At 67.4% G+C, this 22,830-nt stretch carries 22 protein-coding genes and 1 tRNA gene; 10 read left to right on the forward strand and 13 right to left on the reverse strand.

Going from position 1 to position 22,830, the window contains the following annotated elements; translation table 11 throughout:
• Positions 1–51: 51 nt before the first annotated feature.
• Together C468_RS07660 and C468_RS07665 are read right to left on the reverse strand one after the other, a co-directional pair.
• Complete coding sequence (locus C468_RS07660) at positions 52–972, reverse strand: metal-dependent hydrolase (RefSeq protein ID WP_008848314.1); 921 nt, start codon at positions 970–972, stop codon at positions 52–54.
• A 155-nt stretch (positions 973–1,127) separates the two neighbouring features.
• Positions 1,128–1,877, reverse strand: a complete 750-nt coding sequence (locus C468_RS07665; protein WP_008848315.1) for a mechanosensitive ion channel family protein — start codon at positions 1,875–1,877, stop codon at positions 1,128–1,130.
• Positions 1,878–2,388: 511 nt separating this feature from the next.
• Here C468_RS07665 and C468_RS07670 point away from each other — a divergent pair.
• From C468_RS07670 to C468_RS07680, 3 genes are all read left to right on the forward strand, one after another.
• A complete protein-coding gene (locus tag C468_RS07670; protein WP_008848316.1) occupies positions 2,389–2,841 on the forward strand; it encodes a DUF1269 domain-containing protein in 453 nt (150 codons plus the stop codon).
• 99 nt (positions 2,842–2,940) lie between these two features.
• Entirely contained in the window at positions 2,941–4,281 is a 1,341-nt protein-coding gene (locus C468_RS07675; protein ID WP_008848317.1) for a TIGR00341 family protein, read from the forward strand.
• On the forward strand, positions 4,278–5,936 hold the full coding sequence (locus C468_RS07680; RefSeq protein WP_008848318.1) for an MFS transporter: 1,659 nt from the start codon (positions 4,278–4,280) through the stop codon (positions 5,934–5,936). The genes C468_RS07675 and C468_RS07680 overlap by 4 nt, the downstream gene beginning before the upstream one ends.
• A gap of 131 nt (positions 5,937–6,067) precedes the next feature.
• Here the strand turns inward: C468_RS07680 and C468_RS07685 are convergent, their stop codons facing one another.
• From C468_RS07685 to C468_RS07695, 3 genes are read right to left on the reverse strand one after another with little or no spacing between them, the layout of a single operon-like run.
• The gene (locus tag C468_RS07685; protein ID WP_008848319.1) at positions 6,068–6,736 is read right to left on the reverse strand and encodes a hypothetical protein; all 669 of its coding nucleotides are present in this window, start codon (positions 6,734–6,736) and stop codon (positions 6,068–6,070) included.
• Entirely contained in the window at positions 6,733–7,338 is a 606-nt protein-coding gene (locus C468_RS07690) for a hypothetical protein (protein WP_008848320.1), read from the reverse strand. Before C468_RS07690 ends, C468_RS07685 begins: the two co-directional genes overlap by 4 nt.
• Positions 7,339–7,390: 52 nt before the next feature.
• A complete protein-coding gene (locus tag C468_RS07695; RefSeq protein WP_008848321.1) occupies positions 7,391–7,933 on the reverse strand; it encodes an HdeD family acid-resistance protein in 543 nt (180 codons plus the stop codon).
• A gap of 376 nt (positions 7,934–8,309) precedes the next feature.
• Here C468_RS07695 and C468_RS07700 point away from each other — a divergent pair, with 376 nt between their 5' ends.
• From C468_RS07700 to C468_RS07715, 4 genes are all read left to right on the forward strand, one after another.
• Positions 8,310–9,191 carry a mechanosensitive ion channel family protein gene (locus C468_RS07700; protein WP_008848322.1) on the forward strand — a complete coding sequence of 294 codons (882 nt, stop codon included), beginning with the start codon at positions 8,310–8,312 and terminating at the stop codon, positions 9,189–9,191.
• A 487-nt stretch (positions 9,192–9,678) separates the two neighbouring features.
• Positions 9,679–10,317 (forward strand): DUF7344 domain-containing protein, encoded by a 639-nt coding sequence (locus C468_RS07705; RefSeq protein ID WP_008848323.1) that lies wholly within the window; start codon positions 9,679–9,681, stop codon positions 10,315–10,317.
• A 173-nt stretch (positions 10,318–10,490) separates the two neighbouring features.
• Positions 10,491–11,591, forward strand: a complete 1,101-nt coding sequence (locus C468_RS07710; protein WP_008848324.1) for a DoxX family protein — start codon at positions 10,491–10,493, stop codon at positions 11,589–11,591.
• A gap of 82 nt (positions 11,592–11,673) precedes the next feature.
• Positions 11,674–13,170, forward strand: a complete 1,497-nt coding sequence (locus C468_RS07715) for a replication factor C large subunit (RefSeq protein ID WP_008848325.1) — start codon at positions 11,674–11,676, stop codon at positions 13,168–13,170.
• Between the two features lie 39 nt (positions 13,171–13,209).
• On the opposite strand, the gene C468_RS07720 is transcribed toward C468_RS07715, so the two are convergent.
• Complete coding sequence (locus tag C468_RS07720; RefSeq protein WP_008848326.1) at positions 13,210–14,367, reverse strand: sensor histidine kinase; 1,158 nt, start codon at positions 14,365–14,367, stop codon at positions 13,210–13,212.
• A 247-nt stretch (positions 14,368–14,614) separates the two neighbouring features.
• Between C468_RS07720 and C468_RS07725 the strand changes: the two genes are divergently transcribed.
• Positions 14,615–15,694 carry a zinc-dependent alcohol dehydrogenase family protein gene (locus tag C468_RS07725; RefSeq protein ID WP_008848327.1) on the forward strand — a complete coding sequence of 360 codons (1,080 nt, stop codon included), beginning with the start codon at positions 14,615–14,617 and terminating at the stop codon, positions 15,692–15,694.
• 21 nt (positions 15,695–15,715) lie between these two features.
• Here C468_RS07725 and C468_RS07730 read toward each other — a convergent pair whose 3' ends face one another.
• The 6 genes from C468_RS07730 to C468_RS07755 all read right to left on the reverse strand — a co-directional run bounded on the left by C468_RS07730 (position 15,716) and on the right by C468_RS07755 (position 20,787).
• On the reverse strand, positions 15,716–16,642 hold the full coding sequence (locus C468_RS07730) for an amino acid ABC transporter permease (protein WP_008848328.1): 927 nt from the start codon (positions 16,640–16,642) through the stop codon (positions 15,716–15,718).
• On the reverse strand, positions 16,642–17,388 hold the full coding sequence (locus C468_RS07735; protein WP_008848329.1) for an amino acid ABC transporter ATP-binding protein: 747 nt from the start codon (positions 17,386–17,388) through the stop codon (positions 16,642–16,644). Before C468_RS07735 ends, C468_RS07730 begins: the two co-directional genes overlap by 1 nt.
• Positions 17,385–18,182: an amino acid ABC transporter permease gene (locus tag C468_RS07740; protein ID WP_008848330.1), complete on the reverse strand. Its 798-nt coding sequence runs from the start codon at positions 18,180–18,182 to the stop codon at positions 17,385–17,387. Before C468_RS07740 ends, C468_RS07735 begins: the two co-directional genes overlap by 4 nt.
• A 1-nt stretch (position 18,183) precedes the next feature.
• A complete protein-coding gene (locus C468_RS07745) occupies positions 18,184–18,987 on the reverse strand; it encodes a basic amino acid ABC transporter substrate-binding protein (protein ID WP_008848331.1) in 804 nt (267 codons plus the stop codon).
• Between the two features lie 199 nt (positions 18,988–19,186).
• Positions 19,187–20,080 (reverse strand): cytochrome oxidase assembly, encoded by an 894-nt coding sequence (locus C468_RS07750; protein ID WP_080510621.1) that lies wholly within the window; start codon positions 20,078–20,080, stop codon positions 19,187–19,189.
• A 251-nt stretch (positions 20,081–20,331) separates the two neighbouring features.
• Positions 20,332–20,787, reverse strand: a complete 456-nt coding sequence (locus C468_RS07755) for a DUF5814 domain-containing protein (RefSeq protein ID WP_008848333.1) — start codon at positions 20,785–20,787, stop codon at positions 20,332–20,334.
• Positions 20,788–20,959: 172 nt separating this feature from the next.
• Here C468_RS07755 and C468_RS07760 point away from each other — a divergent pair.
• Both C468_RS07760 and C468_RS07765 read left to right on the forward strand, forming a co-directional pair.
• A tRNA-His gene (locus C468_RS07760) sits at positions 20,960–21,032 on the forward strand.
• Between the two features lie 249 nt (positions 21,033–21,281).
• On the forward strand, positions 21,282–22,001 hold the full coding sequence (locus C468_RS07765; protein ID WP_008848334.1) for an SDR family NAD(P)-dependent oxidoreductase: 720 nt from the start codon (positions 21,282–21,284) through the stop codon (positions 21,999–22,001).
• Positions 22,002–22,034: 33 nt separating this feature from the next.
• Here the strand turns inward: C468_RS07765 and C468_RS07770 are convergent, their stop codons facing one another.
• Positions 22,035–22,781: an IclR family transcriptional regulator gene (locus C468_RS07770; protein ID WP_008848335.1), complete on the reverse strand. Its 747-nt coding sequence runs from the start codon at positions 22,779–22,781 to the stop codon at positions 22,035–22,037.
• Between the last annotated feature and the right edge of the window lie 49 nt (positions 22,782–22,830).

A 22,830-nucleotide genomic window follows, 5' to 3' on the forward strand; every position in this document is an offset into this window, starting at 1 on the left:
GGCGGATCGTCGATCGCCCGCCGAACCCGCCGACACGTCGCGGCCGCGTTCTCAAAACAGCACGTACGCGACGCCGTATGCGATCGCCGCGAGGGTCACTGTCGCCGTTCCGGTAACAACGGCCCCCAACGCGTCGACCGGTTTCGTGAACCGATGGGGCGTGCTCCCGACACAGACCAGGCTCAGCGCGAGGAGGCTGAACACGAACACCGACGCGTCGTGAATAGTCGGCGATGGGATAACGAAGACCGCGCCGGAGTATCCCGTCCCGATCCCCGCCCGCGGGTGAACTAATCGACGGATTGAGACGTCGCGTGAGCGAGCGTACGTCCATATCCCCAGCCACACGGTTCCGATCTCGATGAGGAACGCCGCGAGCAGGTGCAGCGTCGGGTCGGGGTGTAGCGTGAGCCGCCCACTCACCAGCGTCGCGTCGAACGGATAGAAAAACAGCGGCGGGGTGCCGGTGACCAAGTCCCCGAACGGATGCGAGAGCAACCCGAGCGCCGCGACAGCCAGCACCGCTGGCGCGGAGACCCCGTGTCGGCGGGCGAACACCGCGACCGCCACGCCAGCGATAGCGTACACTGCTGTGACCCCCGCGACGGCACTGCCACCGCTCACACCAGCAACGGCGATCAGCCCGGCGACGACACCCGCACCGGTAACGCGTCCGATTCGTCGATTCGCGGCCAACAACGCGCCGCCGGTCGCGAGGACGCCGCCGAAGAGGAGCGAGTGCGTCGGGCCTCGATGAATGACGTTCGCCGTGGTCCAGAACACCTCCGGGTCGATCGGTTGAGCGGACTGGAGGGCCAACCCGACCGGCGCGTACACGATATCAACGTCGGGCACGAGCGCGAACAAGGCGGCGAACGCGCCGAGTTGGAGCGCTCTGTCTCGGCCGACACCGAGACGTCTCGCGGCCAGCGTTCCGACGGCGAACGCCGCGAGACTGTGCCCGACGAACATACCGGTAGTTTCCCTTTAAAAGTAATAAGCATCTCGCGTCGTGCGAGCCCCCGAACGGCACGACCGGTCCGTTCGCGGTTTCGAGCGTCGCGTGCGGGACAGACCAGACGGATGCGGTTCGTCGTCACCGTCGGTGCCCGTCCCGCAGTTGCGACTCACTCCTCGCCGCCGTCGGGTTGGCCGATCGGAGCCGGGTCGGTGTCCGGCGAACGCCCCGGAAGCCAGTCACCGATGTTGGTGGCGACGTAGTCGCGGCCACCGAGACCGAACGCGATACCGATCGCGAGGGCGATGCCCGCGGCCAGCCCGTAAGCCGCCGCCTGTGCAAACGTGTTGAGGATCTGGACGTCGACACCCATCGTGCCCAGTCCGATAACGAGCGCGATGAAGTACAAGAACACGCGCATCCCATCGGCGAATACACCGGTGTAGTCGGTCTCTGTGACCGTCTTCGTGTTCGCGACGATCTCGGCGAGGAAGTCGGCGAGAACGAACCCGATGACGACGATGAGCGTCCCCGCGACGAACGCCGGCAGATACGAGACCGCGGTCGCCATCCACTCGGACAGGAGTTCGACCGCGAGGGCATCGGCCGCCGCGAGTATCGCTAGCGCGTACACGAAGTAGGCCGCCGAGCGACCGATGCTCCGGGATATCGCCTTTTCAGTCCCGCCTAGCACACCGCCGAGCGGCGTTTTCATAACGAGCCGATCGATCTGCGTCCGATCGGCGACGCGCCGAACGCCGCCGCCGGCGAGACGGCCGACGACCCAGCCGATGAGCAGGATGACTACTGCGCCGGCGAGCTGCGGCAGGAAGCTGATCACTCCCGCGACGGCCTCTTGGAGGTAGTCGGGAACGCCCGGTGCACTGACCTGCAGGACGGCGCTGTCTATGAATCCCATGGTTCAGAAGAGAGCGCATATCAATATTGTTATTTATAACGATACTTACCACACGCTTCGGCAGCGGTCGGTTAAGATGGCGTGAGATGCGGGCGCACGTGGCGACGACGTGGACGCGGCGAGCGGTACGGGGCAAGCGGTCTCCGAAGCGCGTCGACCACGGCGAGCGCGGACACGTCGACGGCCGACCCAGCAGCGCGCGGCGCGGACGCCCTGCAGTCAGTCGCCGTTCTGACATAAGCCGAACGGGAGACGAGTCTGCGGCCCCGGCGCTGTGCCGGCCGGCAGTATCGGCCCGACAGCGAGCCGAACGAGCCGGGATTCGAGACCGAACGCGACCCCGCGGGACGCGCGGCGAATCCGCGCTCTCTCGCCGTTCATTTCACAGTAATTAACTAATACCGCTCGCAGCGTTCATTTCACAGTAATTAACTAATACCGCTAGCGGGCCATTACGAGTATGAGTTCACTTGTTGTGCTCAGATTCAGCGACATAGGCGGTGCAGAGGCGATGCGCGACAGAATGTACGAGCTGCAAAAACGGGAACTGGTCAAACTCGAGGACGCCGCGGTGGTCGTCCGTAACGAGAGCGGACGCGCGAAGGTCAAACAGGCCCACAGTCTCGTCGGCGCGGGAGCGCTCGGCGGCGCCTTCTGGGGCATGTTGATCGGGCTGTTGTTCTTCGCTCCGTGGCTCGGCCTGTTGGCCGGCACCACCATGGGCGCGGTGACCGGAAAGCTGGGCGATATCGGCATTGACGACGACTTCATCAAGGAGACGCGGGACGCGATCGAGCCCGGGAACTCCGCGCTGTTCCTGCTGGCCCGCGAAGGCAACACCGAGCGAATCAAACAGGAGCTGTCGGACTTCGAGCACGCGTTCGAGATCATCGAGACCAACCTCAGCCCCGACGACGAGGACAATCTGCGCGCGACGTTCGCCGCCGAGGAAGTCACCGGGTAGGCGCGTGACTGCCGCCGCCGGGGAACGCCGGGTGGCACGAGCGGGGACCGCACGCACGGACTGTCTCGAACGCTCAGACGACCAGCCACCCAGTACCACATGCGACTCGTTCAGGTCCTGATCCCTCGGGGAACCCGTTCGGCCGTCCTCGACACGCTCGACGGTCACGGTGTCGACTACGCCGTGTTCGACGAGGTCGGTCGCGGCGGCTTCGAGGCGATGGTCCAGTTTCCCGTCCCACCGAGCGGAGTGGAACCGGTATTGGACGACCTGATCGAGGCCGGCGTCCGGGAAGACGCGTACACCATCGTCCTCTCGACAGAGACCGTCGTCTCACAGCGGCTGTCCGCGCTCGTCGAACGGTTTCCCGGTCTCCGCATCTCGCGCGAAGAGCTGTACACACGGGCAGCGGAACTCGCGCCGGCGAACTCGACCTTCTTCGCATTTCTCCTCTTAAGCACCGTTATCGCGACGACGGGACTGCTCCTCGACTCCGCGGCGACGATCATCGGCGCAATGGTCGTCGCGCCGCTGATGGGACCCGCCGTCTCCGCCTCGGTCGGAACGATTCTCGACGACCGTAGGATGACCCGACGCGGGATCAGACTGCAGGTCGTCGGACTCGTCGGCGCCATCGTGACAGCGGCGGTCATGGGCTGGCTCCTCCAGCAGACCGTTCTCATTCCGCCGGGGCTCGACATCCGGAGCATCCCCCAGATCGCCGAGCGGACGAGTCCGAACTTCCTGTCGCTCTTCCTCGCCCTCGGGTCGGGGATCGCCGGGGCGCTCAGCATAATGCGCGGCTCCGGATCGACCCTCGTCGGCGTGGCCATCGCCGTCGCGCTCGTTCCCCCCGCCGCGACCTCCGGCCTCGGAATCGCGTTCGGCTTGCCGGGTGTCGCTATCGCGGGCGCCGTGCTCGTCGTCGTAAACTTGCTCGCGATCAACGTCTCCGCGCTGGTCCTGTTCTGGGGGGCGGGGTTCAAACCACTCGACGCAGGCGCGCTTGAAGGGGTTCGCGCCTCGCTCGTCTCGCGTATCGTCGTGTTTGTGGCGGCCATCGCAGTGCTTTCCATCGTCCTCGGTGCGGTCACTTGGACGACGTTTCAGACGCAGAGCTTCGAGGAGGAGGCCCGGAGTGAACTCCAGCAACAGTTCGAGGAGGCTGACATCGAGGGGGTCGAGCTCGTTTCGGTGACCGTCGACTACGAGCCGATCGATCTGCTCCTCGGAAGCGAACCGCGGGTGAACGTCCTCGTCGGTGTTCCGCGCGATCGCGAGGTGCCGCCCGACCTCGCTCAGCGCTGGGACGACCAGTTGACTGCGGAGTTCGACCGCGATGTCATCGTTCGCGTCGGATTTATCGAGGCACAGGTCTCCGACGGAAAAACGTGGGAACGACAGCCCGTGCGGCTAACTGCTCCGACACCGTCCCCATGAGCTCTGAAGCGAGCGACCCACGGGACGAAGACGACTCGCCGAGACGGCATCAGAGCGCCGTATCGTACTGGGGACCGGCCATCGCGGTGAGTCTCTCGATGTTCATCGCCGTCATCGACTCGACGCTGATGAACGTCGCCGTCCCCGCGATCGTCTCGGACCTCGACACCACCGTCCCCGTCGTCCAGGGCGCGATCGCGGTCTATTCGCTCGTGATGGCGGCGCTGATGCTCCCCGGCAGTAAGCTCCCGTCGATCTACGGCGTCCGGCGGCTGATGCAAGTCACGCTCGTCGTGTACGCCGCCGGGACGCTGCTGGCGGCCGTCAGTTGGAGCCCCACAGTGCTGTACGTCGGCTGGTCCGTCATCGAGGGCGCCGCGTCGGCCGTCCTCATGCCCCTCACCTTCACCGTGCTCGTGGTCACCTACGAGGGAACGGACCGGGCGAAGGCCCTCGGGCTGCTCGCGGGCGTGAACGCGACGGGCGCTGCGATCGGGCCGATACTCGGCGGAGCCCTCACGACCTTCGCCAGCTGGCGGTGGGGTTTCGCGCTCGAGGCTGTCGTCGTCGTGGTGGCGCTCGTCTTCGTTCGCTACGTGACCGCGGCTCCGCTGACGCAGGAGCGTGGCTCCCTCGATCTCGGCGGGACCGCCCTCTCGGTGGTCGGCGCGACGTCGCTCGTCGTCGGCTTCCTCCTGGCCGGCAAGTTCGGGTGGCTGGTCGCGACGCGGCCGTTCGTCGCCTTCGGCGTCCCGTTCACCCCCTTCGGCACGTCGCCGGCGGTCTGGCTGATCGGGCTGGGGTTGCTCGCGTTCGCCGCGTTCGCCCAGTACGAACTCCGGTTGGAACGGCTCGGCGGCTCACCGCTCGTCCCGATTCGAATTCTGACGAACCGCGCGTTCACCGCGGGCTCGCTCACGTTCGGCGCCCGGTCGCTCGTCATGGCCGGGTTCATTTTCGTCGTCCCGGTGTACCTCCAATCCGGGCTCGGGTACACCGCGTTCGGGGCCGGGGTCGCCATGCTCCCGTTCTCGATCGGGACGCTGCTCGTGTCGACGTTCACGACCGGCTGGCGCAACTACGTCTCGCCGAAGACGCTCATCCAAGCCGGCGTCGTGCTCATGGGTCTCGGGCTCCTGCTGCTGTTCGAGCGAACAGCGCCTGGTCAGACCGCCGCGAGCATGGCGGTACCGATGGCCGTCATCGGCGTCGGCGTCGGACTGCTCATGCCGCAGCTCGTCAACACGACGTTGTCGGCCGTCCCCCAGACGGATTCCTCGGAGGCGTCCGGCGTGATGAACGCGGTCGGAATGCTCGGCTACGCGCTGGGGACGGCCGTCGTGGGGGCCTTCCTGCTCGGACAGTTCTACCGGGGAGTGATAGACGGCGTGCTCCGGGCGGGCGACGTCACGGTGTCGGTGGCGCAGCGCGACGACCTCGCACGCGCACTGCAACAGGCCGCCGAGACGGCGACCGCGTCGACCCAACAGGCGTTCGTGGCCGGGCTCCCCCCCGCCGAGCGGGAACTGCTCGAAGGCATCTTCGAGGCCGCCATGATCGGTGCACACCGGGGGACGTTGCTGCTCCTCGTCATCCTCACGCTGCTCACGCTCGCGGCTTCGGCGTTCATTCCGCGTGACTCAGGTCGGCCCTGACCGGTTCGGCCATCCTGCTCATTAAAAACGGCAGGACGGTCGACGCGCGATCGCGTCAGGAGCGGCTGGCTGACCTGCCGAAAATACAGAGAGGCCGAAACCACATTTGGGACCCTGCCCGACCACGAGCGTCAGCGGTTCGCCGACCTCGACTCGAGCCGGTCTCCCAACTGATCGGAGATGCCGGTCAGGTACGTCGTCCCGAAGACCGCGACGAGCAGGCCACCGATGCTGTTGTACATGAGGTCCAGAACGGTGTCGTCGAGCCCGTACTGTGTGAGCACCTGGGGGATGCCGAACAGGTCCGCGCCCACGGCGATGTAGAACTCGAGGAGCTCCCAGAGCACGCCGAAGGCCAACACGAAGATCAGCAGGTACGCGAACATGAACTTCGGGCCCAGCTGGATGTACTCGGTGTGTTCTTGCAGGGCTCGCGTCGCCGCGTAGCCCGACGCGACGACGATCGACGACGACAGCGCGTGGGTCAGATGGTCCCACCACCACGTCGCACCGTACAGCGTCTCGAAGTCGAGTCCGGGGAGCGGCACCGTTCCGAGCGCGTGCAGGAACACCGCCATCGTGATCCAGATGACGAGCCACACGTCCATGACGATCTGGTATCGACGCTCCAGGAGTGCGGGTAACTGCGTGATGAAGAGCCCGACCGCGGCGTCGAACGCGATCACCACGTTGCCGGAGTACAACCCGATACCGAGAATGGCGACTAACAGGACCTGGAGGACTCTGACGATTCCCACCTGTGCGCCGTGCGGGACGTGCATCCGGGTCCGAATGCTCATTGCGCACTCACCCCTTCTCCGCCGACGCGGTCGATGTTCGCTTTGAGCTGCCGCTGGAAGTACAGCCGGAAGACGCCGCCGGCGACGAACGCCGCCAGTGCCGCGGCGTTGAAAACCATCATCAGCTCCTCGTTGGTTTCGACGAAGGGCGTGTCGAAGTAGTACGCCGAACCCGCCGCCAGGATCGCCCAGAGGCCGGCGGTCGCCAGCGTGGCGAACACGACGAAGAACACGGCGAAGTTCGGCGTCATCCGCACCGACCCCACCGATTGGAACGCGACGACCACGAGCATCCCCAACGCGGCGATACTGAGACCGGCGACGACATCGGTGAAGAAGCTGACCCCAAGCGCTCCTATCGAGAGGGGGATTGCACAGATCAGTAAGAGCGGCCACGGAACCGTTCGCGTCCACGTTCTCTCGACGAGCGCCGGGGTGACGGCGACGAACGCCGCCACGACAGCGAGCGCCATCCGGGCGAGCAGGAGCTCGAGAAACGCGCTTATCGCGACGATGACGAGCGCGCCGACGAGCACCCACGTGATGGCCGCGTTGATCCGCGTGTCCTTGAGAAACCACTCCTCGGGTAGTTGCTGACTCATGCTTGGGGTTGCTCCTCGAAGCGTTCGATGTGGACCGTACTGATCGACGACTTCATCCCTGACTCCCCCGGGCGGTGCGTTGTGCGAATGAGCCACGGCTCCCCCGTCCGAGGAGGATCACCGAGACACCGGTCACGACCAGATTGATCCCGAAGAGCACGCCGATGGCCCAGACCGCGTCGCTCGGGAACCCGAGCCAGAGGAGACCGCCGAGGAGGAAGGAGATGCTTCCGCTGACGAGCAGCCACCCCGCTCCGGGTTGTCCGCGGCTTCGTATCCCCCACGCGATCTCGGCGATGCCGTCGGCGAGGAAGAAGCCGACGGCGAGCAGGGTCAACGTCAACAGTCCAAAGACCGGGTTCAGTATGAATACGATGCCGGCGCCTCCGTAGAGGACGGCCAGTATCACCTGTCCGAGTTTGTGCTTGAACCCTCCCGCTGAGAAGGCGTGGAACCCGTGTACGGTCGCGCCGGCGACGAGGACTACGCCGAGTAAAACTGACAGCGAACGTCCCGTGACAAACGGGAATACCATCGCGAGGGCTCCGAGTACTGCGAGGATCGCTCCGGCTACCGCAGCGGTGCGGCTCCCCATGGGATCCGGTTCGGTTCTAACCGTATTAGTTGAACTCACGTGATAGATTACACCATCTAACATAAAAAACACTAAACATCGTTCACTCCGGCCCGTTCCTCACTAGAGTGATCTTTATTTCGGTAAGTGATCTGAATCGAACATTTTTGATCGAACGTTGCACCAGTCCGCAGGATGCGGCAGGGGAGGTCAATTTTCGATCGAATCACGCGCTATTAATTTCTGGTAACTGACTCCTCTCTGACTGGAATAACACGGAGATACCCCACGCCGGTCGCGAGCCGCTTTGAGTCGCGCCGTTCCCCGCACAAGACCTCCAATGTGGCCGGTCAACGGGCAAATTACAGAGTGTAATCGACACCACCAGAACAGAGTGATGGTCCTGATACAACAAGTGGTCTCAATCGATTTCCAGCAGTACGTTCCAGCGCTCACGAACCTCATCGCGACGACGCTGCTATTCGTCATCGTGTTTCTCGTCGTGTACCGACTCGGGCGATCGGTCGTCACCCGAGCGGTCGAGACTAGTCTCAAACGCCGGAACTTCGACGAGACGCTCGTCGGATTCGCAGCGAGTATGACCGTCGGGGTGATGACCGTCTTCGCCCTCGCGTTGGCTGCAGCGATTGCCGGATTCGGGAGCGTTCTGGCCGCGTTCGCCACGTTGGGCGGTGCACTCACGCTCGCGGTCGGCTTCGCCGCACAGGACCTCATCGCGAACTTCGTCGCCGGCGTGTTCGTCATCAAGGACAAGACGTTCACGGTCGGCGATTGGATCGAGTGGGACGGGAACGACGGCGTGGTCCGCGAGATCCACCTGCGGGTAACGAAACTCGACACGCTCGATAATCAACTAATGACGGTGCCGAACAGCGATCTCGCGAACGCGACAGTGATCAACAACGTGGCGAACGACCGACGCCGGGTGTCGGTCGGGTTCGGCGTCGAATACGACGAAGACATCGCCCGAGCACGGAACGCCATCGTGGAGGAGGGCGCGCGTATTGACGGCGTCCTCGCCGTTCCCGAACCGACGGCCCCTCTCGTGGAACTGGGGGACTCGGCGGTCAGCCTCTCGGGACGCGTCTGGATCGACCCCTCGGAAAGCAGCTACGCGGCGGTCCGGTCGCAGTTCGTCGAAGCTGTCAAGCGCCGCTTCGACGCCGAGGGCATCGACTTCCCGTACCACAACACGGAGCTCTCGGGTGGGCTCGAGGTCACAAGCGTCGCTGCCGTAGAGGGGAGTCCCGGGGACTGACAGAGCGCCGCCCCCGGTCGGGGCTCCCGGTCGCATCGCCTGTGACCATCGGGGTCCGCGGGTCGCTCTTCGAGAGTACGCTCAGCACATTTGGTGCGCGGGGTGTTCGGTCCGGTGCGGTCGCGCCTCTCACGGAGGCCAGCGAGGAACGCAGCCGCCGGATCGGTTCGACGTCGTTGGAACGCCCCTAAACTTTGAATTTCGCGTTTCGCCGACCGTACACCCGGACGCGTCAGTGACTCACGACTGACGTCGTGGGCTTCCTCCCACTTCCTCTGTGAACTCGGACGACAGCGTTCATCGAGGTGGTCGCCGCCCGCTCACAAAATTGTATGTTAGTCGCCTCTATCGGCTTAACAATTGATTTTGGTTGATCATAAACACAAAGAGTGACAGATCTGTGACCGAGTATTAAATATCTCGTGCCGATTCTCTCATGGGTCGATTTCGAACCAAGATTTAAATAATCTTAAACGAAAGGTAACTCATGTCACTGAATAGTAATGACTCATCTAACAGTCGAACGGCAGATCGGCCTGTTACCGAGTTCGAACACGGACATCTCTCCGATCTCGGCGCCGTTGGCAGGGCAGTCCCGGCGGACGGGACGGAACTGAACACCAGCCAGCTGTTCGATCTGCTGAAGAACCGTCGTCGTCGCTCGGTCACCAGATTCCTGTATGAAAACGACGGGAACGCGGTGTTGAGCGATCTCGCTGAGCACATTGCGGCAGAGGAGAACGATATCACCGTCCAACAGCTCTCCTCGACAGAGCGGAAGCGCGTCTACATCGCGCTGTACCAGTGTCACCTTCCGAAGATGGCGTCGCTCGGAGTGATTGACTACGACAAGAACCGCGGGACGGTCGAGCTACGTGCGTCCGCCTCGCGACTGCTGCAATATATAAATACCGACGAGGACGGGCGAGAAGGGAACAGGACGCGAGGAGGGAACGGCACCCCCGACCGTGCGTGGGTTGCTCCCGCGATTGCGGCTTTCGTTTTTCTCACGGTCAGTGTCGGAGCGCTCGGTATCGGCCCCCTCGCCGCGGCGTCGGCGACGACATGGACGCTTCTCGGCCTCGTCGGAGTCGTCGCGATCATCGGCTGCCAGTACGTGACCTGACCGGTTCGAACCCCCTAGCCCCGTTGCCGTCACGCCGGCCGAGCGCGACGGAGTCGCGTCCGGTCCACACGCCGGTCGCGCTCGTCGAAGAGACGGCAGATCGAGCGCTTCAGAGTTTCTCCCGAACGTCTATGAGGAAACAGCGTTAGGTGCGTTCGGCCCATAGGGGAAATATGTCCGTCCGCTCTCGATCGGTCGCGGTTGCCGCGCTCGCCCTGTTCGCGACGCTCGTCGCGCGGCCGGTCGCGGCCCACGTCGACTACGTCACCGAAGACACGGGAGACCCGCTCGACGCGGTGGCGTTCACCGTCGAAGTGCTGTCGGACCCGGTGAACGCCGCGGTGTTCACGGGCGGCGGACTCGCGACGGTCGCCGGGCTCGCCGTGTACCTCTGGGTGCGGCCGACGATCACCGACGTGGTCGTCCTCCGCGAGAAGCTCGTCGGGTACGGCGACCTCGTCCCGTGGATGCTGCGGCTCGCCATCGGGCTGCCCCTCGTCGGCGCCGGGTTTCAGGGGTACCTCTTCGCGCCGACGCTCGCGTTCGACCCTGGTGCGAGCCCGTTCCTGCGGGTGTTGTTCATCGGGCTCGGCTTCTTCGTCCTCTTCGGGCTCGCGACGCGGATCGCCTCGGCGATCGGCCTGTTGACGTACGCCTGGGTCCTCCTCGCGGTCGACGCGACCGCCGTCATCGCGATGGAGTACGTCCCGGTGCTGATCGCCCTGCTGATCCTCGGCGGCGGGCGTCCGAGCGCCGACGACATGCTGCTCGCGGTCGCGAGCACGCCGGGGTCGTACTACGGTCGGATCGACCCCGTCCACCACCTGAAGTCGTTCCTCGACGCGACCACGGCCCCGCTGCGCCGATACGTCCCGACGGTCCTCCGCGTTGGGATGGGCGTCACGTTCGTCTACCTCGGGCTCATCGAGAAGCTCGCTGACCCCGGCAGGGCGTTGCTCGTCGTCGAGAAGTACGACCTCACGTCGGTCGTCCCCGTCGACCCGGGGCTGTGGGTCGTCGGCGCCGGCGTGACGGAGATCGCGGTCGGGCTGGCGCTCATCGCCGGGTTCTTCACCCGCGGCGCGGCCGCGCTCTCGTTCGTGCTGTTCACCACGACGCTGTTCGGCCTCCCTGACGACCCCGTCCTCGCTCACGTCGCGCTGTTCGGCATGGCGTCGGCCGTCTTCACGCTCGGGTCCGGCCCGCTTTCGTTCGACCGCCTGGTCGGCCGTCCCGCGCTCGACGACGACGAGTCGGTCATCGCGGCCGACTGAGGGCTGCAGCCGGTGACACCTCGGTCGGTTCGCCGAGTGAGGCTCCGCAACCACTAAACGCGGCTCGTTCCTTGCTCCGGTAATGGCCGACTGGACGGAAAAGTACCGCCCGAGCACGCTCTCGGAGGTCCGCGGCAACGACAAGGCCCGCGACGCGTTCGCGGAGTGGGCGCGCTCGTGGGACGACCATCACGAGGCCGTCGTCCTCCACGGGAGCCCGGGCGTCGGGAAGACGAGCGCGGCCCACGCGCTCGCGAACGACATGGGGTGGGAGACGGTCGAGCTGAACGCCTCCGACCAGCGCACCGCCGACGTCATCGAGCGGTTCGCGGGGCGGGCCGCGCGCAACGCCACCCTCGGGGGGAGCGCGGCGGGCGGCGGCGCGACCGGCGGCGACACGGCCTCTCGCCAGCTCGTGATCTTAGACGAGGCCGACAACATCCACGGCAACTACGACCGCGGCGGCGCCTCCGCCATCACGAAGCTGGTCAAGGAGTCGGGCCAGCCCATCGTCCTCATCGCCAACGACTACTACGACATGGCGCGGGGGCTCCGCAACGCCACCCAGGAGATCGAGTTCCGCGACGTCTCGGCGCGCTCCATCGTCCCGGTCCTCCGCGACGTCTGCCGCAAGGAGGGGATCGAGTTCGAGTCGGACGCGCTGGAGCGGATCGCGGAGCGCAACCGTGGCGACTTACGCGGCGCGATCAACGACCTGCAGGCCGCCACGGAGGGCCGTGACTCGGTCGCGGTCGAGGACGTGGTCACCGGTGACCGTGACAAGGCGCTCGGGCTGTTCCCGTTCCTCGACGCGGTCCTCAAAGAGGAGTCCGCTGAGGAGGCGCTGCAGTCGGCGTACGCGGTCGACGAGACGCCGGACGACCTGACGAAGTGGATCGAGAACAACGTCCTCGACGTGTACGAGCCGATGGAGGCGGTCCGCGCGTACGACTTCCTCGCGAACGCCGACGTGTGGCTCGGACGCGTTCGAGCCACGCAGAACTACTCCTACTGGCGCTACGCCACCGACAACGCCGCGGCCGGGGTCGCCGCCGCGCGCGACGGGGAGAAGGGCGGGTGGACGCGCTACGGCCGCCCGCAGTTCTGGAGCTCCTCCGACGCGACCGCCGACGAGGTCGTCGGACGGATCGCCGCCGAGAGCGGGTGTAGCGTCGCGACGGCGCGCCGCGAGGTGCTCCCGTTCCTGGAGGCGGTCACGCACCACTGCAAGCCCCGCGAGCTGACGGTCGCGATGGCGGCCGCCTACGACCTCGACGCGGCGGGCGTCGCGTTCGTCACCGGCTCCGGCGAGTCGACGAACAAGGTGGCGTCGGTCGTCGAGGACGCGCAGGCGCTCCGCGAGGAGCGGATGGAGGACCACGCCGAGGGCGCGTTCGCCGGCGGCCGCCGCGCGGCGGACGAGCCCGGTGCGTCGGCGGCTGACGACGACACCGGCGGCGATGCCGACACCGGCGAAGCGACGGCCGGCGCCGAGCAGGACGGCGGAGACGACGACAACGGAGGCGAGGAAGACGACACCGACGACGACGGACAGGCGGGACTGAGCGACTTCTTTTAACCGGCGACCCCGGATCCGCCCGTGCGGGCGGCGCGGCGGTCACTCGCTCGGCGGCGATTCCGACCCGCCGGGAGAGTCGAAGCCGTCGGATCGGCGGGCGACGCCACCGGTCGGCGCGGCGTCGACGACGCCGGTCCCCTCGGCGTCGGAGAGGGCGACGCCGGTGAACTCGAACCGGGCGCCGCCGGCCCGGCTCTCGGTGACCGACGCCTCCCAGCCGTGGGCCTCCGCGATGCGGTCGACGATCGCGAGCCCGAACCCCGTCCCGTCCCTGTCGGTCGAGTGACCCGGATCGAAGACGGCGTCGCGTTCCGACGGGTCGATCCCCGCACCGTCGTCGGCGACGTAGAACCCGTCGGGCAGCCGTCCGACGAACACCCGGAGCGACGGGTCGGTCTCGGAACGCGCGTCGGCTCCGCCGAACGTCTCGGGTTCGATGCCGTCGGCCGGTCCGCCGGCGTTCCGTTCGGCGGGCGCGACGGAGACCGCGTCCGGCGCCCCGTGTTCGACCGCGTTGCGGAAGAGGTTCTCCAACGCCTGTCGGAGTCGGCTCCGGTCGCACTCGACCGCCGGGAGGGGGTCGTCGACGACGAGGGCGACGCCTTCGGGGGCGCCCACCGTCCGCCAGGCGCGGTCGACCACGCTCCGGAGGTCGGTCGTCGACGTCTCCTCGACCGTTCGGCCCTCGCGAGCGAGCGCGAGGAGGTCAGAGATGAGGTCGTCCATGTAGCCGAGCGCGTCGTTGGCGCGGTCCAACCGCTCGGCGGCCTCCTCGCCCTCGAAATCCCGGGCCAGTTCGATGTTCCCCACGGCGACGGAGAGCGGGTTCCGCAGGTCGTGGGAGACGACGCTCGCGAACTCCTCGAGCCGCTCCCGCTGCTGTTCGAGCTGTTTGCGGCGCTGCACGCGGTCGTCGTCGGAGAAGAGGTAGCCGACCACGTCGCCGCTCTCGTCGCGCGCGCCGCGCTCGTGGACCCACTCGGACTCGCCGTCGACCGTGAGCCGGTACGTCACGTCGACCGCGCCCTCGTCGAGCGCCTTGCGGAGGCGGTCTCTGTCGTCCGGCTCGACGACCCGGAGCCAGTCGGACCGCGGCAGCGACTCAGCGTCCAGTTGCGACTCGCCGGCGGCCTCGACGACGAGTCGCGTCGGATCGCCGTCCGGTCGCCGGTACGCGACTCCCGGTCGACGCTCCATCGGATGCGTCACGTCAGACACACCTTTCTGTAGGATTATAAACCTTTCTCGCCTTTCATGTTCGTTACTGGTCCTACGGTTAGTCAATTTACATTGTACGGCGTAGAAACGCGTTAAACGAGGGCTTTCTGCCTGAAAACAAAACCCCCGGTCGATCTGCTCTGACATCGTGTCATGTTCGGATCACGTGTCTGACGCCGCGAGAGGCCGAACGCGGTTTTAATCCCCGCCGGGTCGTGGGCCCGGTATGCGCGCGGCGATCCTCCGCGAGTACGGCGAACCGCTCGACGTCCGGGAGGTCCCAGAGCCGGAGCCCGGTCCCGACGGCGCAGCGGTCCGCGTGGCGGCCTGCGGCGTCTGCCGCAGCGACTGGCACGCGTGGGCCGGACACGGCGAGTGGGCCGGCGACCGCGTCCCCCGCGGACAGGTGCTCGGCCACGAGCCCGCCGGGGAGGTGGTCGCCGTCGGCGACGCCGTCGATCGCTTCGCCCCGGGCGACCGGGTCGTCGTCCCCTTCTCGCTCGGCGACGGCACCTGCCCGCGCTGTCGCCGGGGACACGGGAACGTCTGCGACGACGGGCGGGCGCTCGGCTTCGAGCCCGACGCCCCCGGCGCGTTCGCCGAGCGCGTCGCCGTCCCCGACGCCGACTACAACCTTGTCGAGCGGCCGCCGTGGCTCGACGCGACCGCCGCGGCCGCGCTCGGCTGCCGGTACATGACGGCCTACCACGCCCTCACGGAGCGGGCCGGACTCGGCGGCGGCGAGTGGCTGGCCGTCCACGGCTGCGGCGGCGTCGGGCTCTCGGCGGTCCAGCTGGGCGACGCGCTCGGCGCCCGGACCGTGGCGGTCGACGTCGACGACGACGCGCTCTCGCTCGCTCGGGACTTGGGGGCCGACGAGGCCGTGAATCCGACCGACCTCGGTGGCGGTGAAACGGCGGTTCCGGACCGGATCCGGACCCTCACCGGCGGCGGGGCCGACGTCTCGGTCGACGCGCTTGGGATCGCCGAGACGTGCCGCAACTCGGTCCGGTCCGTGCGCCCCCGCGGGACCCACGTGCAGGTGGGGCTGACCACGGACGCGGAGCGCGGCGAGGTGTCGCTGCCGACCGACTGGATGACCCGCTGGGAGGTGTCGTTCGTCGGCTCCCGCGGGATGCCCCCGACCAGCTACGACGACCTGTTCGACCTGATCGAGGCGACCGACGTGGACCCAGCCGCACTGGTGAGCGACGAGCTGGCGCTCTCCGAGGTCTCGGAGCGGCTCGCCGCCATGGGCGAGTACGACGCTCGGGGCGTCGAGGTCGTCACCGATTTCCGGCGTTGAGTCCCGTCGGAACCCGAGGCCTCACTCCTCGCGCTCGGCGCCGAGCCCGGGGATCGCGACGCGCTCCTCGACGCGGACCATCAGCTTCGACGCCGTGAGGACCAAGGCGAGGTACATGACCCCCGTCACGAGGAAGATCAGCGTGTACCGGAACGTCTCGGCGGCGATCTGGTCGGCCCGGTAGTACAGCTCGGGGACTGTGATGAACCCCGCCAGCGACGAGTACTTGATCAGGTAGACGAACTCGTTGGTCCACGACGGGATCGCGTATCGGAGCCCCTGCGGAAGCACGACGTGGTAGATCGTCTCCAGCTTCGAGAGGCCGATCGCCCGGCCCGCGGTGATCTGTCCCTCCTCGACGCTCTCTAAGGCGCCGCGGATGTACTCGGCCTGATACGCGGCCCCGTTGAGCGTGAACCCGAGGATCGCCACCCACACCACCTCCCGCGCGAACACCCCGGAGACCGCGTCGGGGACGTAGCTCGCGAGGTTGAGCCCGTAGTAGAGCACGAACAGCTGCGCCAGGAGGGGCGTCCCTCGCAGCAGCTCCGTGTACGCCAGCGAGACCCACGCCGAGAACCGACCGTACACGCGGGTCACAGCCAGCGGGACCGCTATCACGAACCCGAGCGCGAGGCTCACGCCGGTGATCACGACCGTGAGCCACGTCCCCCGGGCGAGATCCGGCGTCATCTCGACCACGAAACCGGCGTCGGCCGCGTAGGCGGCGAGGACCGGAATCCCGGCGAGCGTCGCCTCGACGGCCGCCGGCGGCACGAGCGGCTGTCCGACCGGCACGAGAACGCCGCCCAGCCACCGGTTGACCCAGCTCACGGCGAGCCAGCCCCAGAACAGCGCGCCGGCGGCGACGAGGAGGAGCCGGCCGACGGAGCGGTCGGACTCGGCCACGCGCTCCCGGACCGTCGCGGGTCTCGTCGCGCTCGCCATCAGTCGTGACTCGCGATCCGTTCGAGGAACCGGCCGGTCCGCTCCTCCTCGGGGCGTTCGAACAGCTGTTCGGGCGGCCCGCGCTCGACCACGCGGCCGTCGTCCAAGAAGACGATCTCGTCGGCGACCGCGCGGGCGAAGCTCATCTCGTGGGTGACGACGAGCATCGTCATCCCCTCGTCGACGAGCCCGTGCATCACCTCCAGCACCTCGCCGATGAGCTCGGGGTCGAGCGCGCTCGTCGGCTCGTCGAACAGCATCAGCTTCGGCTCCATCGCCAGCGCGCGGGCGATGCCGACGCGCTGCTGTTGGCCGCCGGACAGCTCGGCGGGGTAGGAGTCGAGCTGGTCGGCGAGCCCGACGCGCTCCAGCTGGTCCTCGGCGCGCTCGCGGGCCTCCGTCTCCGAGAGGCCGAGCACGCGCCGCGGGCCGAGCGCGACGTTGCCGACCGCGGTGAGGTGCGCGAAGAGGTTGAACCCCTGGAACACCATCCCGACCTCGCGCCGGAGCTCGTCGACGTCGAGGTCCGGCGAGAGCACCTCCTCGCCGTCCAGCAGGATCGACCCCTCCTGTGCCTCCGCGAGGCGGTTGACGCACCGCAGCATGGTCGATTTTCCGGAGCCGGACGGCCCGATGAGGACGGTCACGTCGCCGCGGTCCATCTCGAAGGAGACGTCGTGGAGCACCTGCTCCTCGCCGTACCACTTCGAGACGTCCGTCACGCGGAGGAAGTCGTCGTCACTCACGTCGACTCCCCCTCCGGAATCGCGTAGTAGCTGCCGAGGCGGTCGAGCGCGCGGTTCGTCGTGAACGTGAGGACGAAGTAGATTGCACTGATGAAGAGGATGACTTCGAGCACCGCGGTCGTCTGCTCCGAGAACAGGTCGTATCCCCGAGTGAGCAGCTCCGCGAGCCCGATCGCGAACACGATGCTCGTGTCCTTCAACACGATGGTGAACTCGTTTTGAAAGCCCGGGATCGACCGGCGCAGGGCCTGCGGGACGACGACGTATCGGACCGCCTCGAACCGCGAGAGCCCGATCGAGCGACCCGCCTCCAGCTGACCGTCGTCGACGCTGGCGAGGGTCGCCCGGAAGATCTGCGACTGGTAGGCGGCGCTGCGCAGGCCGAGCCCTAAGATTCCGGCCGTCATCGCCGAGGAGATCGAGGCGACGCCGAGGTTGATCTGCGGCACCCCGACGACGAAGTACATCACGATGAGGATCACGACGATGGGCGTGCCGCGCAGCACGATGCCCGCGACGGTCACCGCCCGTTTGAGATACCCGTCGCCGTACACCTCGACCGCGCCCGCCGGGAACCCGACGACGAAGCCGAGGAGGATCGACGCGACGGTGAGCCCGATGGTCAACAGGGCGCCGACGCCGAGGTAGTCGGCGTTCCTGAAGACGAACTCCCAGTCGACGGCGTCGCCGACGAACGCGGTCGAGAGCCCGGTCGGTGGGGCTCCGGCCGTCGCCCGGGCCGCGGCGCCGAGGCTCTCGACCGCCGCGAGCGCGAGCGTCCCCGCGACCGACATCCTACTCCTGCCCGAACCAGGTGGTGGTTATCTCCTCATACGTGCCGTCGTCGCGAACCGTCGCGAGGCCGTCGTTGAGCGCCGTCTGGAGCTCCGACTCGCCCTGCCGGAGGCCGAAGCCGAACTCTTCGCCGGTCTCCTCGACGAACGCGATCTCGACGTCCCGGTTGGCGGCGAACGTCTCCGCGACGGGCGTGTCGATCACGACGGCGTCGATGTTCTCGTTTTCGAGGTCCTCGACCGCGAGAACGTAGCTCCCGTACGTGCGGTAGTCGTCCTCGGAGACGAGGCCGGGCTCGACGAGGTTCGACTCGACCTGCCCGGCCCCGGTGGTCCCGGACTGCGCGCCCACGTTGACGCCTTCGAAGTCCTCCCACGCCCCGGGCTGGAAGCTGCCGCCCTCGCGCACGAGGATCGCCTGATCGGACTCCCAGTAGGGGTCGGAGAAGGCGATCGTCTCCAGGCGGTCCTCGTTGATCGTCATCGCGGCCGCGATCACGTCGATCTCCTCGTTCTGGGTGAGCGCGGGGATGAGCGAGTCGAACTCGAAGGTCTCCCACTCGGCGATCTCGTACTCGGTCTCGCCGACGACGGCCTCCAGCAGGTCGATGTCGAAGCCGATCAGCTCGCCGTCTTCCTGCATCTCGAACGGCGGGAAACCGGGCGCGGTCCCCGGGGTGATGGTGGTGTCGCTCCCGCCCCCGCCGAGACAGCCGGCGACTCCGGTCAGTCCGACTGCGCTCGACGCTCCGGTGAGCTTCAGGTACGTCCGACGGCTCATGTCGGTCTGCGTGCGGCGTGACATACCGGTGGGAGAACGGGAACCGATTTTAACCTTTCCTCCCCGGACGGGTCTTCGCGCCCGATTCGGCGGGTTCTTGATCGATCGGATCGGCACCTCACTGGTGATCGGCGGGGAACCGACCGCGATCCGACGGTCGAGAAGGCGGTCGGGCGGCGCAGTTCGGTCGCGGTGGCGGGGTTCAGACGACCCCAGAGCGAGCTCAGTCGCTCCGGACGGGCCCAGTCGTCGTCCCCTCGGAGCCGAGCCCTTTCACCACCCACGCGGCGCCGAGCGCGAGCGCGGCGGCGACGCCGAGCGCGACGAGGTTGAGCCGCTGCCAGAACGCCGTGTACAACACCAGGTCGCGGCCCAACAGGAGGGTGCCGACGAGCGCGACCATCGCGCCGGCGGCGAGGAGGCGGACGGTGTTCGCGGTCGACCGGTCGAATCCCGCGTAGCCGGTTCTGACGGCCTCCGTGGCGTACGCCACGGTCGCCACCAGCCCGAGGTGGCCCGCGAGTCCGGTCGCGTAGAAGCCGGCCTGCGCGCCCGGCGAGTAGGTGACGAAGGGCACCGCCCGCGAGAACACGGCGCTGGCGAGTATCCCGACCGCGGCGACGCCCACCGCGGCTCGGAGCAGTCGCGGGGAGCCGCGGCTACCGCCCCAGATCGTCGTCAGTCCGAGCAGCGTGAAGATCGCCAGCGCGACGATCAGGTGAGCCGCGTGCGTCGAGACGGTGTAACCGCCCGGGACGAGCCCGCCGACGGTCACGGTGACCGCGCCGACGGTGATCTGCAGCGGGAGGATCGCGACCGCGAGCGTCGCCGCGAGCCGAGTTCGCCGATCTCGGCCGCCGAGCCACGTCCAGCCGGCGACGCCGATGATGAGGAACCCGGTGACCATCGCCCACACGCGGTGGAACCACTCGATGAAGTCCGGGTTAATAGTCAGTGCGGGGATGAGCTGGTCCGAACAGAGCGGCCACTGGGCCTGACACGCCAGTCCGGACCCGGTCGCCGCGGTGTAGACGCCGATCGCGAACAGCGTCAGCGTCATCCCGGTCGTCGCAGCCGCGTACCGCCTGAATGTCAACCACGCGGGCCGAAGACTCATTGTCCGAGTTCGGGCGCGAGCGCACTTAGACCGTTCGGCCGCTCTGCGCGGCTGGGAACGACAGCGACCGGAGCGAGGACGCCCACGGGCGGGTCGTCACGGATACCGAAACGGCGATGCGGTGGCGCGCGCCGCCTCGCGGCCGAGGCTTCTGAGGTGTTCGCCGTCGATCCGCACCCAACCGCTTATAAACGATCGTCCGGCCCGTCGAAAACGCCCGTTTCGCCGCCGATAGCGCCGTTCTCCGCCGCTTACCCCGACAGCTCTCGCTTCGCTCGCCGCGCCCGCTCCGACATCTCCTCGTTGCCCTCGACGTCGGCGAGGGTCTCCAGCGCCTCGAGCTGTCGCACGGAGTCGTCGAGGAACGAGAGCACGTCGCCGGTGTAGGCGTACACCATGTAGTCGTCGGTCATCACGTCCACGATCGCCTGGGGGCCGAGCCCCTCGGCCCGGAGCTCCAAGACGTACCGCATGAACTTCTCCTCCGGGCAGCCGCAGTAGGGGTTCGCCTGGCAGTCGCAGTCGAGGAAGTCCTCCGCGAAGTCCAAGATCCGGTCCCGCGTCGTCGAGTCGAGCTTCGAGAGCCCGTCCCCGGTGAACAGCATGTCGAGGGTCGCGCCGGCGAAGGCCCCCTTCGGGATGTTCGTCTCCAGCTGGGAGGCGAGCTGCCGGTGGTTCTTCACGTAGATCTTGTCGGTGAACGCCACGGTTACCCGCGGATACGCCGGCTGGCAGTAAAAGCGGCGTGGTCGGCCGAGCGGAACCAGCGCGGCCGCCGCGTCCCCCGAACTGGCGTCGGGGACGGAACGTCACCGCACCGCACGGCCGTCCGGGAGTCGTAACGGTTATTTATCAAAGCGGGATAGATATCGACGCGTGTCCGGGTTAGGGTAGTGGACTATCCTTCAGCCTTGTGGAGGCTGAGACGCGGGTTCGATTCTCGCACCCGGACTTTTCCGCGACGACCGAAGGGAGGAGTGGAAAAGCCGAAGACGGGAATCGAATCAGACCGAGGTTCTGCGCGGAGCGCAGGTTCTCGGGCGTGGTTCGATTCTCGCACCCGGACCTTCTGCGGAACGCGGCGACGAACGCTCCGCGAGCCTCGGGGCTCCGCAGGGCGTTGGAAGTCCCTTCCCCGCGATCGAGAGCGGCGCGACCGACGGCCGCCACGGCTTTGCCGGTCCGAGTCGTACGCCACCGCATGGCACGCACAGCGGTCATCGCGGGCGTCGGTCCGGGACTGGGCGAATCGCTCGCGCGCAAATTCGCGGCCGAGGGCTGCGAGGTCGCGCTGTTCGCCCGGTCGACGGACCACATCGAGGAGCTCGCGGCAGACCTCCCGGAGCCGGGCGAGGGCCTCGCCGTCCGGACCGACCTCACCGACGTCGATCAGGTCAGGGAGGGGTTCGAGGCGGTCCGCGACGTGTTCGGTCCGGTCGACGTGCTCGTGAACCACGCCAGCGCCGCCTCGTGGAAGGGGCTCATGGACGCGAGCGTCGAGGAGTTCGAACGGGCGTGGGCCGTCAACGGGCGCGGCGCGTTCGTCTGTTCGCAGGAGGCGGTCGCGGACATGCGCGAGACGGGCGGCGGGACGGTCGTCTTCACCGGCGCGACCTCCGCGGTGCGGAGCCTCGGCGGCGCGATCGGGTTCACGGCCGCGAAGTTCGCCGCCCGCGGGATGGCGATGGACATCGCACAGGAGTTCGGTCCGGAGGGGATCCACGTCGCGCACGTCGTCATCGACGGCCAGATCGACTCGGCGGACGCCCGCGAGCGGGCTCCCGACCGCGAGGCGGAGACGTTCCTCGACCCCGACGAGCTGGCCGAGACGTACTGGCACCTCGTCGAGCGGGACGACGTCGGCACCCAGCCGTTCGAGGTCCACGTCACGAACGGTCCGCGGAACTCCGAGTTCATCTGACCCGGGCGGACGCGGTCCGCGACTCGGCGGTCGTCACAGCAGTTCGAGTTCGATCGTTTTCGCGGTGCTCGAGACGAGCCCGGCCGTGTCCTCCTCCAGGCGCTTGCCCTGCATCTCGTCGGCCGCCCCGGAGACGCTGACCGCGCCCACGGGGTCGCCGTCGACGACGATCGGGGAGGCGACGCACTGCCAGTTCGCGTCGAGCTCGCCGCGGTCGAACGCGATGTTCCGGTCCCTGATCGACCTGAGTTCGGAGCGGAGCGTCTCCGGGTCCGTCACGGTCCGATCGGTCTTCCGGTCGAGGCCGTGGCGCTCGACGTACTCGTCGACCGCGTCCGTCGACCGGAACGCGAGGATCGCCTTGCCGGCCGCGGCGGCGTGGAGCCGGACGCTCCCGCCGACCGGGATCGGGTGGTTTCGGGCGCCGATTCGGTGTAGATAGACGGCGTCCGCGTCCTCCGGAACCACGAGGTTCGCGACCGCGTTCGTGTTCCGCGCCAGTTTGCGGATCTCGCTCTGCGCCGCCCGGTAGACGGGATTGCGTTCTCTCGTCCCGAACCCGATCCGCAGGAACCGGTGGGTGAGCTCGTAGGTCCCGTCGACGTTCGTCACGTACCCGAGCGCACAGAGCGTCGAGAGGTGGTTGTGGACCGCGCTTTTCGAGACGTCCATCGCGTCGGCTAATTCGGTGACTCCGGCGCCGTCACGCTCGTACAGCTCCTCGACGATCCGCAGGGACGTCGCCGTCGCCTGAACAGTGATGGTGTCCGTGTCTCCCATCGTTTCTGAGAGTGGTATGGGAGACAGCGGTATAACGTTTGTTTAGCAT

The sequence above is a fragment of the Halorubrum kocurii JCM 14978 genome (genome assembly GCF_000337355.1).
Classification (GTDB): domain Archaea; phylum Halobacteriota; class Halobacteria; order Halobacteriales; family Haloferacaceae; genus Halorubrum; species Halorubrum kocurii.